The 15100-nt window shown below is 67.9% G+C and carries 11 protein-coding genes; 1 reads left to right on the top strand and 10 read right to left on the bottom strand.

Features of this window, described 5'->3' with window-relative positions; translation table 11 throughout:
- Positions 1–488 precede the first annotated feature (488 nt).
- Positions 489–1586, top strand: a complete 1098-nt coding sequence (locus ACY0PA_RS31170; RefSeq protein ID WP_473080824.1) for an LCP family protein — start codon at positions 489–491, stop codon at positions 1584–1586.
- A 68-nt stretch (positions 1587–1654) separates the two neighbouring features.
- Here ACY0PA_RS31170 and ACY0PA_RS31165 read toward each other — a convergent pair whose 3' ends face one another.
- The 10 genes from ACY0PA_RS31165 to ngcE form a co-directional block, all read right to left on the bottom strand.
- Positions 1655–2770: a PLL family lectin gene (locus ACY0PA_RS31165; RefSeq protein WP_473080823.1), complete on the bottom strand. Its 1116-nt coding sequence runs from the start codon at positions 2768–2770 to the stop codon at positions 1655–1657.
- 121 nt (positions 2771–2891) lie between these two features.
- Positions 2892–4385: an amino acid permease gene (locus ACY0PA_RS31160; protein WP_473080822.1), complete on the bottom strand. Its 1494-nt coding sequence runs from the start codon at positions 4383–4385 to the stop codon at positions 2892–2894.
- Between the two features lie 148 nt (positions 4386–4533).
- Entirely contained in the window at positions 4534–6459 is a 1926-nt protein-coding gene (gene dxs / locus ACY0PA_RS31155; RefSeq protein ID WP_473080821.1) for a 1-deoxy-D-xylulose-5-phosphate synthase, read from the bottom strand.
- Positions 6460–6670: 211 nt separating this feature from the next.
- Positions 6671–7957, bottom strand: coding sequence for a sugar ABC transporter permease (locus tag ACY0PA_RS31150; RefSeq protein WP_473080820.1), 1287 nt, complete (start codon positions 7955–7957; stop codon positions 6671–6673).
- Positions 7954–8745 (bottom strand): ATP-binding cassette domain-containing protein, encoded by a 792-nt coding sequence (locus ACY0PA_RS31145; protein WP_266558831.1) that lies wholly within the window; start codon positions 8743–8745, stop codon positions 7954–7956. The genes ACY0PA_RS31150 and ACY0PA_RS31145 overlap by 4 nt, the downstream gene beginning before the upstream one ends.
- A 234-nt stretch (positions 8746–8979) precedes the next feature.
- Positions 8980–10101: a sugar ABC transporter substrate-binding protein gene (locus ACY0PA_RS31140; protein WP_473080819.1), complete on the bottom strand. Its 1122-nt coding sequence runs from the start codon at positions 10099–10101 to the stop codon at positions 8980–8982.
- 121 nt (positions 10102–10222) lie between these two features.
- Complete coding sequence (locus ACY0PA_RS31135) at positions 10223–11422, bottom strand: ROK family transcriptional regulator (protein ID WP_473080818.1); 1200 nt, start codon at positions 11420–11422, stop codon at positions 10223–10225.
- 218 nt (positions 11423–11640) lie between these two features.
- Positions 11641–12555: a carbohydrate ABC transporter permease gene (locus ACY0PA_RS31130; RefSeq protein ID WP_473080817.1), complete on the bottom strand. Its 915-nt coding sequence runs from the start codon at positions 12553–12555 to the stop codon at positions 11641–11643.
- A 2-nt stretch (positions 12556–12557) separates the two neighbouring features.
- A complete protein-coding gene (locus tag ACY0PA_RS31125; RefSeq protein WP_473080816.1) occupies positions 12558–13481 on the bottom strand; it encodes a carbohydrate ABC transporter permease in 924 nt (307 codons plus the stop codon).
- Positions 13482–13541: 60 nt separating this feature from the next.
- Positions 13542–14990 (bottom strand): N-acetylglucosamine/diacetylchitobiose ABC transporter substrate-binding protein, encoded by a 1449-nt coding sequence (gene ngcE / locus ACY0PA_RS31120; RefSeq protein ID WP_473080815.1) that lies wholly within the window; start codon positions 14988–14990, stop codon positions 13542–13544.
- Positions 14991–15100: the final 110 nt, after the last annotated feature.

The raw sequence follows: 15100 nt of genomic DNA, 5'->3' as shown, positions 1-15100 counted from the left end.
CATTCGGTTGCCGTTCTAAACGGGAACCGGCGCGAGGGATCTTTGCTCTTTCAATAAAGACTCGTCAAGCGAAAACTCAAAAGCCTCTAAATACGGACCCATTGGGGCAGTGAATCGAGGTAAATAACGGACAAATTTGCCGCTTATATGACATCTACCCGATAAGGCAACGTCAAACGATCTTCACAAACGCGCGCGTGACATGGACCACCCCGTGGCGCGTACAACCTTCACAACCGTCAGGACGTCCGCGAGGCCGGAGAACTGACGGCGACCAGGACGTGATAGCGCGCCGAATTCTGTCTATAGTGCTCCGATATCCGGCCGATCTTCGCACGCCCGTACGCCCGCCGGGCGCACCGGGACGCGTTGCCCCCTCTCGCGCCGGCCGCACGACGAGGCCTTGCGGCCCCGGCGATCCCCCACGGACCCTCCGCCGTTCCGCGTGCGACCACCAGACGGCCGCGTCCCGGAGGATTGCGATCACTATGAGTCATGCCACCGCCACGCACAGCCGACGGCGCCCGCAGGGGCGGCGGGGCCGTCCGGCGAAGCCGCCGCGCTCCCGCGGCAGCCGTGTCCGGCGCATCATCCTGTGGACCCTGGTGGTGCTCGTCCTGGCCGCCGGCGGCACCGGCTACTGGCTCTACAGCAGCCTCAACGGCAATCTCCACGGCGTCGACCTGGACGAAGCACTCGGCAAGAACCGCCCCGAGAAGCTGCCCACGTCCGGCCAGAACATCCTGGTCCTCGGCTCGGACTCGCGCGCAGGAGCCAACGCGGACCTGGGCGCCGGCAAGGTCGCCGGCGCGCGCTCCGACACCGCCCTTGTGATGCACATACCCGAGGGCCGCACGCAGGCCACCGCGGTGAGCATCCCGCGCGACACCCTGGTCACGCGGCCCGAGTGCACCAAGTCGGACGGCTCCACCATCCCGGCTGCTAAGCGCGTGATGTTCAACTCCGTGTACTCGCTAGCCGGTCCGGCCTGTGTGGTCAAGACCGTCGAGCAGATGTCCGGCGTGCGCATGGACCACTTCATGGAGATCGACTTCTCGGGCTTCAAGGGGCTCGTGGACGCGATAGGCGGCGTCACCGTCACCGTCGACAAGCCGATCCACGACACGTCCAGCGGCCTGGACCTGAGCGCGGGCACCCACAAGCTCGACGGCACCCAGTCCCTCGCGTTCGTGCGGACGCGGCACGGCGTCGGCGACGGCAGCGACCTCGGCCGTATCGGGCTCCAACAGCAGTTCATGATCGCCCTGTTGGGCGAGATCAAGAAGCAGGACCTGCTGGGCAGCCCCACGAAGACCTACAAGATCGCCAACAGTCTCACCTCGTCGCTCACTACCGACTCCGAGCTGGCCTCCCTCAAGTCGCTCGCCGACTTCGGACGCAGCATGAACGGCGTCGACCCGGCGAGCATGGAAACGATCATGCTGCCCGTGCGGTACGACACCGCGGACCCGAACCGCGTGGTGCCCGCCGAACCGCAGGCGAGAACCCTGTGGAAGGCCATCCGCACCGGGTCCGAGGTCCCCGAGTCCGCCAAGAAGTCACCCGCGCACGGGACTTCGCAGTGAGCGGGGCGCGGGTCCGTGCGCGGGCCCGCGCCGCTTCACGCGAGGCCCGCGCCGGGTGGCGGCGGACGTCAGATCCGGTACCAGTCGCCGAGGGCCAGACCCTGGCCCTCGGCCTGGTGGGAGATCCACAGCGCGCCGCTCTCGTCGACCGCTGCGAGGGTCACCCTGCCGTACGCGTCGACCGCGAGGCCGGGGCCGCCGACGCAGCGCCGCCCGGTGTCGGACCACCACACGCCGTTAGCCTCGGACTCGTTGACGAACGCGGAGAGCATGATCGCGCCGGTCGCGCCGCGGTGCGCGAGGACCGTGCAGTCGTAGCCGTCGATGAACGTGCGGACGGCGGCGAGCTGGGTGTCGTCGGTCGCGGATCCGAGCGCGGCCGGCCAGTTGCCGGGGCGCTGTGCAACGATGCCGCCCGCAGGGGCGGACCAGTAGAACGAGACCCGCTCCCTGGCCGTCTCCAGGCCGACGGCGCTGCCCGCGACGGGCACTTGGGGAATGTCCTGGCCGCGCAGCAGCTGCCCGCCCGCCTCCGCCTGATACCAGTGCAGCGCCGACCCGCGGGCGGGCGCGAGGAGTTCGATGCGGCCCGACGCGGTGACGGCGGGGGCGAGTCCGTGGACGGCCTGCTCGCCGCCGAGGTCCTCCCACGGCTGCCACTTGCCGCCCGCGCCTTCGCGCCGCAGATGCACGCCGCCGGCGCCGTTGCGGACGAAGACGTGGACCGTGCCGGAGGCGTCGGCCACCCCGGACGGACGGCCGAACTTGCGCGCCGCCTCGGGGTCCTTGTACGGGTTGCCGAGGCCGCGCCACTCCGAGAGCGGACGGCCGGTCTGGTACTGGATGGCGTGCACGATGTCGACGGTGACCGTGCCGTCGGCGCGGCGCCTGGCGCGCCTGCCGAGGAGATGGACGTAGCCGTCCGCTCCCTGAGTGAGCGACATGAACCGCACGTGCGGGGCGGCGAAGAACTCGGGGCCCGTCCAGCGCGTGGCTCCCGGCCGGTCCTGTGTCCAGCGCTGGACACCGCCGGCCACGGGCAGATAGGCCGTCAGCCGCCCGTCCTTACCGAGGAAGAGCCACCGCCCGGTCTCGACGCCGACCGGTTCCAGGTACTCACCGGGCCGGCCTTCGGGCGCCTGTGCTCCCCTGACGCTCGCCGCGCTCGCAGACCTCATCGGCATGACGGGATGCCACCCTCCCTCAGAACTCCGGCCCGGCTTGGCGCACGGATCCTGAAATTTACTATCATAGGCGTGCCGCTGTCGACAGAGGGGCATCCCCACACTCGCCCCGCCAGCCGAGTCACGCCCCCTGGCCCGCCTCCTCCGCCCGCCCCAGCCGGCTGTGCGAGCGCCCGTACACCAAGTACACGACGAAGCCGAGCACCATCCAGACGGCGAAGCGGAGCCAGGTCTCCGCGGGCAGGTTCAGCATCAGCCACAGGGACGCGAGCACCGACAGGATCGGGATGAACGGCACCAGGGGGGTGCGGAAGGCGCGGGGCAGGTCGGGGCGGGTGCGGCGCAGGATGATGACGCCGAGCGCGACGACGACGAAGGCGAAGAGCGTGCCGATGTTCACCAGTTCCGCGAGCTCGCTGAGGCTGGTGAACCCGGCCAGGATCGCGATGATCACGCCGAGCAGGATGGTCGGCCGGTACGGGGTCTTGAACTTCGGGTGCACGACGGAGAAGAAGCGGGGCAGCAGCCCGTCTCGGCTCATCGCGAAGAACACCCGGGTCTGGCCGAGGAGGAGGATCAGGCAGACCGTCGTCAGGCCGACCGCGGCGCCGAAGCTGATGACGCCCGCGTACCAGGGGTGCCCGGTGGCCTTGAAGGCGTCGGCGAGCGGGGCGTCGATGGACAGCTCGCTGTACTTCTGCATGCCCGTGACGACGATCGACACCGCCACGTAGAGCGTCGTGCAGATGAAGAGGGAGCCCAGGATGCCGCGCGGCATGTCCCGCTGCGGGTTCTTCGTCTCCTCGGCGGCGGTGGCGACGACGTCGAAGCCGATGAAGGCGAAGAAGACCACGGAGGCTGCGGTGAAGATGCCCATGACGCCGAAGTCGGTGGGCGCGTAGCCGAACATCAGCTGGATGAGCGGGGACTGGATGCTGCTGCCCGCCTCCTGCGGCTGTGCCTTCGGGATGAAGGGCTTGTAGTTGTCGGCCGTGATGAAGAAGGCCCCCGCGATGATCACGATGAGGACGACGGCCACCTTGATGGCGACGACGACCGTGGTGACGCGGGCGGAGAGCTTCATCCCGAGGACGAGGATGACGGTGAGCACCAGGACCAGGGCGGCGGCGAGGATGTCGAAGCCGAACCCCGTGGCCCCGTCCCGCCCGCTCAGCGACTCGGGCAGATGCCAGCCCGCGTTGTCCATCAGCGAGCGCACGTAGCCCGACCAGCCGACGGCGACCACCGCCGTGCCGAGCGCGAATTCGAGGACCAGGTCCCAGCCGATGATCCAGGCGGGGAGTTCGCCGAGCGACGCGTACGAGAAGGTGTAGGCGGACCCGGCGACCGGGACGGTGGAGGCGAACTCCGCGTAGCACAGCGCGGCGAGGCCGCAGACGACGCCGGCCACGACGAACGCCAGCGCCACCGAGGGGCCCGCGTTCTCCTTGGCGACTTTGCCGGTGAGGACGAAGATGCCGGTGCCGATGATGACACCGACCCCGAACACGGTGAGGTCCAGAGCGGACAGCGACTTCTTGAGTGCGTGCTCCGGCTCCTCAGTGTCCAAGATCGACTGTTCGACCTTCTTCGTCCTGAAGAGGGTGCTGCTCACGGGCGTACCTCCCACGCATTGTCGTCCTCGACATGATCGAGGGGGCTTTCGCTCCGTATGTCCCGGCGCGGGCGCGTTCACGCGAATGGGCCGGTCCCACCACCCTTGCGTGGTGGTGGGACCGGCCCATGGAGCAGCCTCTGCAGGGTCAGTCGCGCACGGGCTCCACGGCGTCCGCGGCCGTGGCGCGCTCGAAGCGACCGTCCAGCTTGGCGACCAGACCGGTGACCTGACGCGCGATGTCGGGGGCCGTGAGGCCGATCTCGGCCATGACCTCCTTGCGCGAGGCGTGGTCGAGGAAGCGCGGCGGGATGCCGAAGTCGCGCAGCGGTACGTCGACGCCCGCGTCGCGCAGGGCCTGCGCGATCGCCGAACCGACGCCTCCCACGCGGGAGTTGTCCTCGACGGTGACGACGACGCGGTGCTGCTCGGCGAGCGGCGCGAGCGCCTCGTCGACCGGCTTGACCCAGCGCGGGTCGACGACGGTCGTGGTGATGCCCTGCTTGTCGAGGAGGCCGGCGATCTCCAGGCACATCGGGGCGAGCGCCCCGACGGAGACGAGGAGCACGTCCGGCTTGGCGGCCGACGCCCTGCGCAGCACGTCCATGGAGCCGACCTTGCCGACGGCCGGGACCGCGGGTCCGACGACGCCCTTCGAGTAGCGGACGACGGTCGGCGCGTCGTCGACCTCGACGGCCTCGCGCAGCTGGGCGCGCAACTGCTCGGCGTCGCGCGGGGCGGCCAGGCGCAGGCCGGGGACGACCTGGAGCATGGACATGTCCCACATGCCGTTGTGCGAGGCGCCGTCGTCGCCCGTGACGCCGGCCCGGTCCAGAACGAAGGTGACGCCGCACTTGTGCAGCGCGACGTCCATGAGGACCTGGTCGAAAGCGCGGTTGAGGAACGTCGCGTAGACCGCGAAGACCGGGTGCACCCCGCCGGTGGCGAGGCCCGCGGCCGAGGTGGCGGCGTGCTGCTCGGCGATGCCGACGTCGTAGATGCGGTCGGGGAAGGCGTCGGCGAAGTTCTTCAGGCCGACGGGCTGGAGCATCGCGGCGGTGATCGCGACGATGTCCTCGCGGTCGTGGCCGAGCTTGACCATCTCGTCGCCGAAGACGGACGTCCAGCTGGCGGCCGAGGCCTTGATGGGCAGGCCGGTGTCCGGGTGGATCGGGCCGATGCCGTGGAAGCGGTCGGCCTCGTCCTGCTCGGCGGGCTTGTAGCCGCGGCCCTTCTCGGTGAGGCAGTGCACGATGACCGGTCCGCCGAACCGCTTGGCGCGGGCCAGGGCCGACTCCAGGGCCTCGATGTCGTGGCCGTCGATGGGGCCGACGTACTTCAGGCCGAGGTCCTCGAACATGCCCTGCGGGGCGATGAAGTCCTTGAGGCCCTTCTTGGCGCCGTGCAGGGTCTCGTAGAGCGGGCGGCCGACGACCGGCGTGCGCTCCAGGAGGTCCTTGCCGCGGGCCAGGAACCGCTCGTAGCCGTCCGTGGTGCGCAGGGTGGCCAGGTGGTTGGCGAGGCCGCCGATGGTGGGGGCGTACGAGCGCTCGTTGTCGTTGACGACGATCACGAGGGGGCGGTCCTTGGCGGCCGCGATGTTGTTCAGGGCCTCCCAGGCCATGCCGCCCGTGAGGGCTCCGTCGCCGATCACGGCGACGACGTGGTCGTCCTTGCCGCGCACCTCGTTCGCCTTGGCGAGGCCGTCGGCCCAGCCGAGGACCGTGGAGGCGTGCGAGTTCTCGATCACGTCGTGGTCGGACTCGGCGCGCGAGGGGTAGCCGGACAGGCCGCCCCTGGTGCGCAGCTTGGCGAAGTCCTGCCGGCCGGTGAGCAGCTTGTGCACGTAGGACTGGTGACCGGTGTCGAAGAGCACCCGGTCCTTCGGCGAGTCGAAGACCCGGTGCAGCGCGATGGTGAGCTCGACGACGCCGAGGTTGGGGCCGAGGTGGCCGCCGGTCTTGGATACCGCGTCGACGAGGAAGGTCCGGATCTCGCCGGCCAGCTGGTCCAGCTGTTCCAGGCTGAGCCGGTCCAGATCGCGCGGTCCCGTGATGCGGGTCAGCAGCGGCACCCGTGCCTCCTTGCGATAGAGCTGTTCGAGCTTTTGCCGGGCCTGTCGAGTCTAATGTTCCGCCTCAGCGCGCGGCGCCCGGGCTGTGCGTTGTACGTCACGCGATCGGCCGTACCCGGGGGGTACGCACGTTCGGTAGCGCTCTCATGACATGGCTGTGCCCGGCGTCGTCATTGGCGCCGGGCACAGGATCCAGGGAGCGTCGTGACCGCTAGGCGCGGCCCGCCGACTTCTGGGTCTTGCGGGTGACCGAGTCGATGACGACCGTGGCGAGGAGCACGCCACCGGTGATCATGTACTGGATCGGCGTGGCGATGCCCTGAAGGGCAAGGCCGTACTGGATCGACGTGATCACGAGGACACCGAGCAGGGCGTTCCACGTGCGGCCCCGGCCGCCGAAGAGGCTGGTGCCGCCGATGACGGCCGCCGCGATGACGTTCATCAGGAGGTCGCCGGAGCCGGCGCTCTGGTTGGCCGCCGCGATCTTGGAGGCCCAGAAGAGACCGCCGACCGCCGCGAACAGACCCGCGACGGCGAAGACCGAGACACGGACCGCCGTGACGTTGATACCGGCGCGGCGCGACGCCTCGACGCTGCCGCCGAGCGCGAAGATCTTGCGGCCGTACGAGGTGCGGCGCAGCACGAAGTCGCTGCCGACCAGGACGATCGCGAACAGCAGCACGGCGAGCGGCAGGCCCTTGTACTGGTTGAACATGATCGCCACGCCGAAGGCCGCGATCGCGAGCAGCACCGTGCGCAGCACGAGCTCGCTCATCGGGCGGGACGGGATGCCGGCGGCCTCGCGGCGCCGGTTGCCGAGGAACGCCGTCAGGAAGTACGCGGCGACCGCGACGATCGCGAGCCCGTAGGCGGCCGCGACGTCCGAGAAGTAGTACGTGGTGAGCTTGCCGACCACGCCGTCGCTGTCGATGTTGATCGTGCCGTTGGAGCCGAGGATCTGGAGCATGAAGCCGTTCCAGAACAGCAGGCCGGCCAGGGTCACGGCGAACGCGGGGGCGCCGATCCGGGCGAAGAAGAAGCCGTGCAGGGCGCCGATGACGGCACCGGCGGCGAGGGCGGTGAGGACCGCGACCCACTCGTTGACGCCGTGGGTCACGCTCATCACTGCCGTGATCGCCGCGGAGACACCCGAGACGGAGCCCACCGACAGGTCGATCTCGCCGAGCAGCAGCACGAAGATGATGCCGACCGACATCATGCCCGTCGCGACCATGGCGACGAAGATGTTGTTGAGGTTCTCGGCGCCCAGGAACGCCGAGTTCAGGCTCTGGAAGATCGCGCAGATGACGATCAGGCCGATGACGACCGGCGTCGCGCCGAGGTCACCGGCGCGCATCTTGCGCTTGAACTCGCTTATGTAGCCCGCGAATCCCTGCTCGCGGACGAGGAGGCGGGGGTCGATGGCCACGCTCGCGTCGCCCGCGGCCGCCGGGGCGTCCACGGCGGTGTGCGGCTTGTCGGTCTTTTCGATGCTCACTTCTGAGCCTCCGCGTTGCTGCGCGCCGCACGACGGGTCACGGCGTTGTCCGTGGCGCCGGTGATGGCGGAGATGATCTCTTCCTGCGAGGTGGTCTTGACCTCGAAAACGCCGTTGTTGCGGCCGAGCCGCAGGACGGCGACCTTGTCGGCGACGGCCTTCACATCGGCCATGTTGTGGCTGATGAGGATGACCGCGTGCCCGCGCTCGCGAAGACGCTCGACGAGGTCGAGGACCTGCGCGGTCTGCTCGACACCGAGGGCTGCCGTCGGCTCGTCGAGGATGACCAGCTTGGGCTCGCCGAGCATGGAGCGGGCGATGGCCACGACCTGGCGCTGACCGCCGGAGAGCGAGGCGATCGGGATGCGCACGCTCGGGATGCGGATGGAGAGCGTCTCGAGGAGCTCCCTGGAGCGGCGCTCCATCTCGACCTCGTCGAGGACACCGCGGCGCTTGAGCTCACGGCCCAGGAAGAGGTTGCCGACGACGTCGATGTTGTCGCACAGCGCGAGGTCCTGGTAGACGGTCGCGATGCCCAGGTTCTGGGCGTCGTGCGGCTTGTTGACCGCGACGGCCTTGCCGTCCCACTCGATGACACCTTCATCAATGGGGTGCACACCGGCGATCGTCTTGACAAGGGTGGACTTTCCGGCACCGTTGTCGCCGACCAGGGCGACCACCTCACCGGCGTGGACCTCAAGCTCTACATCGGTGAGCGCCTGGACGGCACCGAATCGCTTGGAGACTCCGCGCAACGCCAGCACGGGCGTAGCGGACACGTGAACCATCTCCTTCGCCGCCAAAGGCCTGACCCGGCGGGAGGTTGAACAGAAAAGACTGAGAGGGGGGTGCGTACGTGCAGGGATGGTGCTGTCGTACGTCGTTCCGTCCGGCGCCCCGCCGTTGAGCTTGCGGGGCTGTCGGCGGCGGGGCGCCGGACGTGCTCACACGGGGCGCTCCTTCACGGTGCGCTCATGTCCCGTGCAGGACCAGGGAGTTGCCGAAGGGCGACTCCGGCGTGGTTACTTCAGGCCGATCTTGGCGCAGGCGGCCTTGTACTTGGCCGTGCAGATCTCGCCCAGGGTGTAGTAGCCCTGCTTGACGACCGTGTCCTTGATGTTGTCCTGGGTCAGGGAGACCACCGGGACGATCACGGAGGGGACACCCTTCTCGGTGCCGCTGTCGACCGTGCCGGTCTTGATGGAGTCGAGGCTCTCACCCTTGGCGACGGCGACGGCCATCTTGGCGACGGTCTCGGCCTCCTGCGGGTACGACTTGAAGACGCTCATGTTCTGGTCGCCCGTGACGATCCGCTGCACACCCGCGAGCTCGGCGTCCTGGCCGGTGACCGGCGGGAGCTTGCTCAGGCCCGCGCCCTTGAGCGCGGTGATGATGCCGCCCGCCATGCCGTCGTTGGCGGAGTAGACACCGGCGATCTTGCTCTTGCCGATCGCGGAGATGGCGCCTTCCATGTTCTGGTTGGCGTTCTCCGGCTTCCACTCCTTGGTGTCGTAGGACTTGGCGATGGCCACCTTGCCCTTGAGCACCGAGAGCGCGCCGTCCTTGAACTGCTTCGCGTTCGGGTCGGTGATCGCGCCGTTCATCATGACGATCTTGGAGCTGGGCTTGGCCTTGTCACCCATGGCCTTCAGCAGCGCCTCGCCCTGCGTCTTGCCGACCTCGGTGTTGTCGAACGAGGTGTACGCGGCGATCGGACCCTCGGCCAGGCGGTCGTACGCGACGACGGGGATGCCGGCGGCCTTGGCCTTCGTCACCCCGCCGGCGACGGCCTTGTAGTCGACCGCGTCCAGGATCAGCACGTCGACCTTCTTGGTGATCATCGTGTCGATCTGCTGGGACTGGACGGTCGCGTCCTGCTTGGCGTTCAGGTACTCGACCTTGCCCTTGCCATGGGTCAGCGTCGAAATCTGCTTCTCAATGATCGGCTTGTCGAACTTCTCGTAGCGCGCGGTCTGGTTCTCCGGCAGCAGCAGGCCGACCGTGATGGCGTCGCCCTTCTTGGGGCTCGCCTTGTCGCCGCTGCCCTTGTCGCCGGACTCCTTGGCGCTGCCGCAAGCGGCGAGAGAGACGGCCATACCAGTGGCACAGAACGCAACGGCGGCACGACGCATACGCGTATTCACTTCAGAAACCTCCCTGACGAGGCCGCGACGTTGCGGCCGAGGTAGCGGGAAGTCAACTCGGCCGCAACCCCGGCGTCAAGGAGTAAATCCTTAACGAGATGGCAACGGTGTCATGCGTTCTCTAAGTGAAGGCAGGTGTAGCCACAGCCAGAGATCCGTCCAATAGGGTCGAATCGCCCATCTCGCTGAGTGCCAGGGCGAGCGCCCCGAGCACCTCCGCGCGGCCGCCCAACGCCCCTGGAAGGACGGACAGTTGACGCGCCGCACTGGGGATCGCATAGCGCCCCACGGACTCCCTGATGGGCCCGAGGACCAGCTCTCCGGCCTCCGCCAGATCGCCGCCGAGGACGACCCGGCTGGGGTTGAGCAGGTTGCAGAGATTCGCGACACCACTGCCGATGTGACGGCCCACGTCGGCGATCACCCGCCGGCACCCCGGGTCACCGTCCCGCGCGAGCCGCACGACACCCTCCATGGTCAGATCGGTCCCGTGGCTGGACTGGAGCAGCGGCAGCACGTACCGGGCCGCCGTGAAGGTCTCCAGACACCCGCGGTTGCCGCAGCGGCACACCGGGCCCGACTCGTCGAGCGTGATGTGCCCGATCTCGCCGGCCGTTCCCCCCGGACCCCGGTAGATCTTCCCGGAGATCACGAGCCCGGCCCCGACACCGCTGGCGACCTTGATGTACGCGAGGTCCTTGACGCCGCGCCCGCTGCCCCAGACCAGCTCGCCGAGGGCGCCCAGGTTGGCGTCGTTGTCGACGTGCACGGGCACGCCGAGGCGCCTGCTCATCTCCTCGGCAGGCTTGGTGCCGGTCCAGCCCGGCAGGATCGACGTGGAGCCCAGCGTGCCGCTCTCGACGTCGATGGGACCCGGGACGCCGAGCCCGACGCCCGCCACCTTCGTACGGTCCACGCCGGTGGCCGCCACGAGCCGCTCGACGAGCTCCTCGGCCCGGTCGAAGCCCTGCGCCGCGGAGGCGTCCACATCGAGGGGTTCGGCCTCCTCGGCGAGCACCTGGTGGGCGAGGTTGCCGATCGCCACGCGCAGGTGGGTGTGGCCGAAGTCGACACCGATGACGATGCCCGCGTCGCCGCTGAGCGAGACGCTGCGGGCCCTGCGTCCACCGGCCGAGGTGGGCGTGACCTCGACCGTTCCCCCGTCCTTGAGCTCCCGGACGATGTTGGACACCGTCGCCGCGGACAGGCCCGTCGTCCTCGCGATCTCCGCCTGCGTGAGCGAACCCGCGAGCCGCACGGCGCGTACGACCCGCTCCAGATTGGCCCGATGCAGCGACGACTGCGACCCCGGAGTCTCCACGACGACCTCCTGCGTGCGAGGCCGCTTCGATGAGGCCTCGGCGTATGTCCAACTATTGAACTCTAAGCTGAGCCTTTCGGGTTGCCTCCCGTCAAGAGCTTGAGCGATACCCGGCGCAGAAGAGCACAGAAGAGCACACACGGGCGCGGACAGGGGTGAGGGCCCGGTTCCGGACGAGATGTTCCGGAACCGGGCCCTCACCCGCAGTGTCCGAGGCGTTACTTGAGCGCCCCCGCGGTCAGGCCCTGCACGACCTGGCGCTGGAAGATGATGTACGCCCCGAGCACTGGCAGCATCGCCATCACGAGGCCGGCGAACAGGCCCGACCAGTCACCCTTGTAGCCCTGGCTGGTCGCGAGCTCCACCAGCCCCTGGGCCAGCACCCTCTTGTCCGGTTCGGTGTTGAGCACCGTCGGCAGCATGTACTGGTTCCACTGCCCCAGGAAGTTGAAGATCCCCACGCTGATCAGGCCCGGCTTGGCCATCGGCAGCATGATCTGGAAGAACGTCCTGGTGTGCGAGGCGCCGTCGACGAACGCCGCCTCCGCGATCGATGTCGGCAGCGTCCTGAAGAACGACGTCAGGAAGAAGACCGTGAACGGCAGCGAATACGCGATGTAGGCGACGATCAGGCCCTGCAGCGAGTTCAGGAGGTGCAGGTTCTGCATCACGTAGAACAGCGGCACCAGGGCCAGCATGATCGGGAAGCTCATTCCTCCGACGAAGAGGAAGTAGATGAACCGGTTGCCCGGGAAGTCGAAGCGGGCCAGGACGTACGCGGCCATGGAGCCGAGAACGAGCGTGCCGACCAGCGAACAGCCCACCACGATCAGGGTGTTGGCGAAGTACTGGCTCATGTGGGCCTGGGACCAGGCGCGTGACCAGTTCTCGAAGTGCAGCTTGTCCGGCAGCGACCAGGGCGAGCTGAAGATCGAGTTGTCGTCCTTGAAGGACGTCATCACCGCCCAGAGCAGCGGCATGACGACCATGATCGCCCAGATGACGAGGACACCGTGCGAGAAGACGTTGAGGACCGTTCCCTCGCTCTTCTCCGTGACGGCCGGGGCCGCCGTCTTGCTCACCGGCGGACGGTCCTCGATGGGTCCGGCGGGCGGGATGTCAGTGGTCTTCATGGTCAGAACTCCAGCCGCTCGCGCCGGCCGAGCCGCATCACGACGGCTGCGAACAGCAGCGTGACGATGAGCAGGGCGACGCCGATCGTTGTGGCGTAGGCAGCGTTGGCGTCGCGGAACGCCGATTGGTACACGTACAGCGGCAGGACCGTGGTGGAGTAGTCGGGGCCGCCGGGGCCCACCGTCATGATCTGCACCGAGGCGAAGGCCTCCGCGCCGAGGGCCAGGATGCCCATGTAGACCCAGCCGGACTGCACGGTGTCCCAGAGCAGCGGCAGCGTGATCTTGAAGAAGGTGGTGAACCGGCTCGCGCCGTCGAGGAGCGCCGCCTCGTAGAAGTCCTTCGGGATGGACGCCATGCCGGCCGAGAAGAGCACGACGAAGAATCCGACGGTGCTCCAGACCAGGACGGCCATGACGCACCACAGAGCGAAGTTCGGGTCACCCAGCCAGTCCGGCTGGATGCTGCCGAGACCGATCGCCTTCAGCGTCCCGTTGATCACGCCGTCATTGGGGTTGAAGGCGAACCGGAAGAGGATGGCGACGATCGCGATCGAAAGAACCTGCGGGAAGAAATACGCGATCTTGTAGAACCCAGAACCACGTACTCCGGTGATGGCGGTGCCTTTTCGGCGCCGCCCACCGACATTGAGCATGAAGGCGAAGAAGAGCGCGAGGCCCAGCGTCACCAGCGGCAGCAGCAATGCCAGCAACACACTGTGCTGCAAGGACTTCCAGAAGACATCGTCCTGGAACAACCGCTTGTAGTTGGCGAAGCCGACCATCTTGAAGTCCGGGCTCAGGCCGGTCCAGTCCGTGAACGAATAATAGATGGACTGGATGAACGGCCAGATGACGAAGACTGCATACAACGCCAAGGGGGCCACCAGGAACCCCGCAATGAACCTGTACTTGCCGTGTTGCATGGTTTACCGACCCCGATCGATTCGCGGGTGCCGCCGCTGATGACGCGTGCGCACGAGTTCTTACTGGTGCTTGTAGTGCTTGATGGACTGGTCCTTGGCAGCCGCGTCCGCGAACGCCTGGATCTTCTTGATGGCCTCGGCCGGGGTCAGCCGTCCGGCCATCATCTCGCCCAGGCAGGAGACGCCGATCTGCTCCTTCTGGAGCTTCACGTACCAGTCCTGCAGGCGCGGGTTGACCACGTTGTCACCGGCCTTCTCCAGGGCCGCGACACCGGACTTGAGGCCCGGGGTCAGCTCGATACCGTCGGTGCCGCCGTTGAACGCCGAGAGCGACTTGACGGAGGAGGTGAAGTTCTTCGAGGAGGCCTCGGAGAGCATGATGCGCAGCTGCTCCATGCCACCCTCGACGTTGTTCGCCTTGGCCGGGACGATGAAAGGCTCGCCGCCGGACGCCCAGATGGTGCCGAAGGGCATCTTGTCGCTGGAGTCGAGGCCGGTGGGCGCGCCGACCGCCAGGTCGAAGTCACCGGGGATGACCTTCGCGGACTCGTTCTCCACCCAGGAGCCGTTCGGGATGAACAGCGCCTTGCCCTTGGCCCACGCGGTCTGCGACTGGATGTGGTCGATGCCGGGCGTGCCCTTGAGGACGTAGCCCTTCTTGTAGAGCTCGTAGTACGCCTCGAAGGCGGCCTTGACGGCCGGGTGCTTCCACGCGTTCGGCTCCAGGTTGTCGATCTTGTCGAGAACCTCGCGGCCGCCGATCTTGGCGATGAAGGGGTAGAGCGAGAACGGCAGGTAGTACGGGTACTTGCCCGCGTACGTCCAGCCGGCGATGCCCTTCTTCTTCGCCTTGGCGCACAGGGCGAGCATGTCGTCCCAGGTCTCCGGGTACTGCGCGTCGAGGCCGTCCAGGGCCTTCTGCGAGTACCAGACGCCGTAGACCGTGTACGCGTAGTACATGATCCAGACCGGGTCGCCCTCAAGCTGGCCCATCTCGACGATGCCGGGGCGCAGAGTGTCGCGGACCTTCTTGGACGGGTCGTCGATCGACGGCGCGTCCAGGAGCGGGGTCAGGTCGGTGAGCTGCTTCTTGCTGGCGAGGACGCCCATGTCCATCTGCTCGGCGCCCGAGTTGTCGATCAGGTCGGGGGGCGTGCCGCCGTTGAACTTCGGCTGCAGCTCCGACTGGATCTTCTGCGTCTTGTGGAAGACGATCTTGGCCTTGGGGAACGCCTTCTTGTACTCGGCGTTGGCGTCCGTGGCGTACTTCGTGCCGAAGCCGCCGTCGAAGATGGTGACCGCGAGCGGCGCGGTCTCGTTCACGCCGAGCGGGTTCTTCTTGGACGTCTTGCCCTTCTTGGCCTTGTCCCCCGAACCGCTGTCGCTGCTCGCGCAGGCCGACAGGAAGCTCATCGTGGGAACGGCGACCAGACCGAGTGCGGCGGACCGCTTGATCAGATCGCGGCGGCCGAAGCCCTCACCATTGTTATGGGCGGAAGTGGATCCCATGCTCAAGTCCTCGCCTTCTCCAGGACTCAGGCGGTGAACCGGATCCTCCCCGGCACCGCGGTGATGTGAAGCTGGGGTCGTGCCTGATGTCTACACGCCGGGATCGGTCG

The sequence above is a fragment of the Streptomyces sp. DS1-CR2 genome (assembly GCF_055760475.1).
The sequence above is the reverse complement of the archived record's forward strand: the minus strand, read 5'-3'. Positions and strand labels throughout refer to the sequence as shown.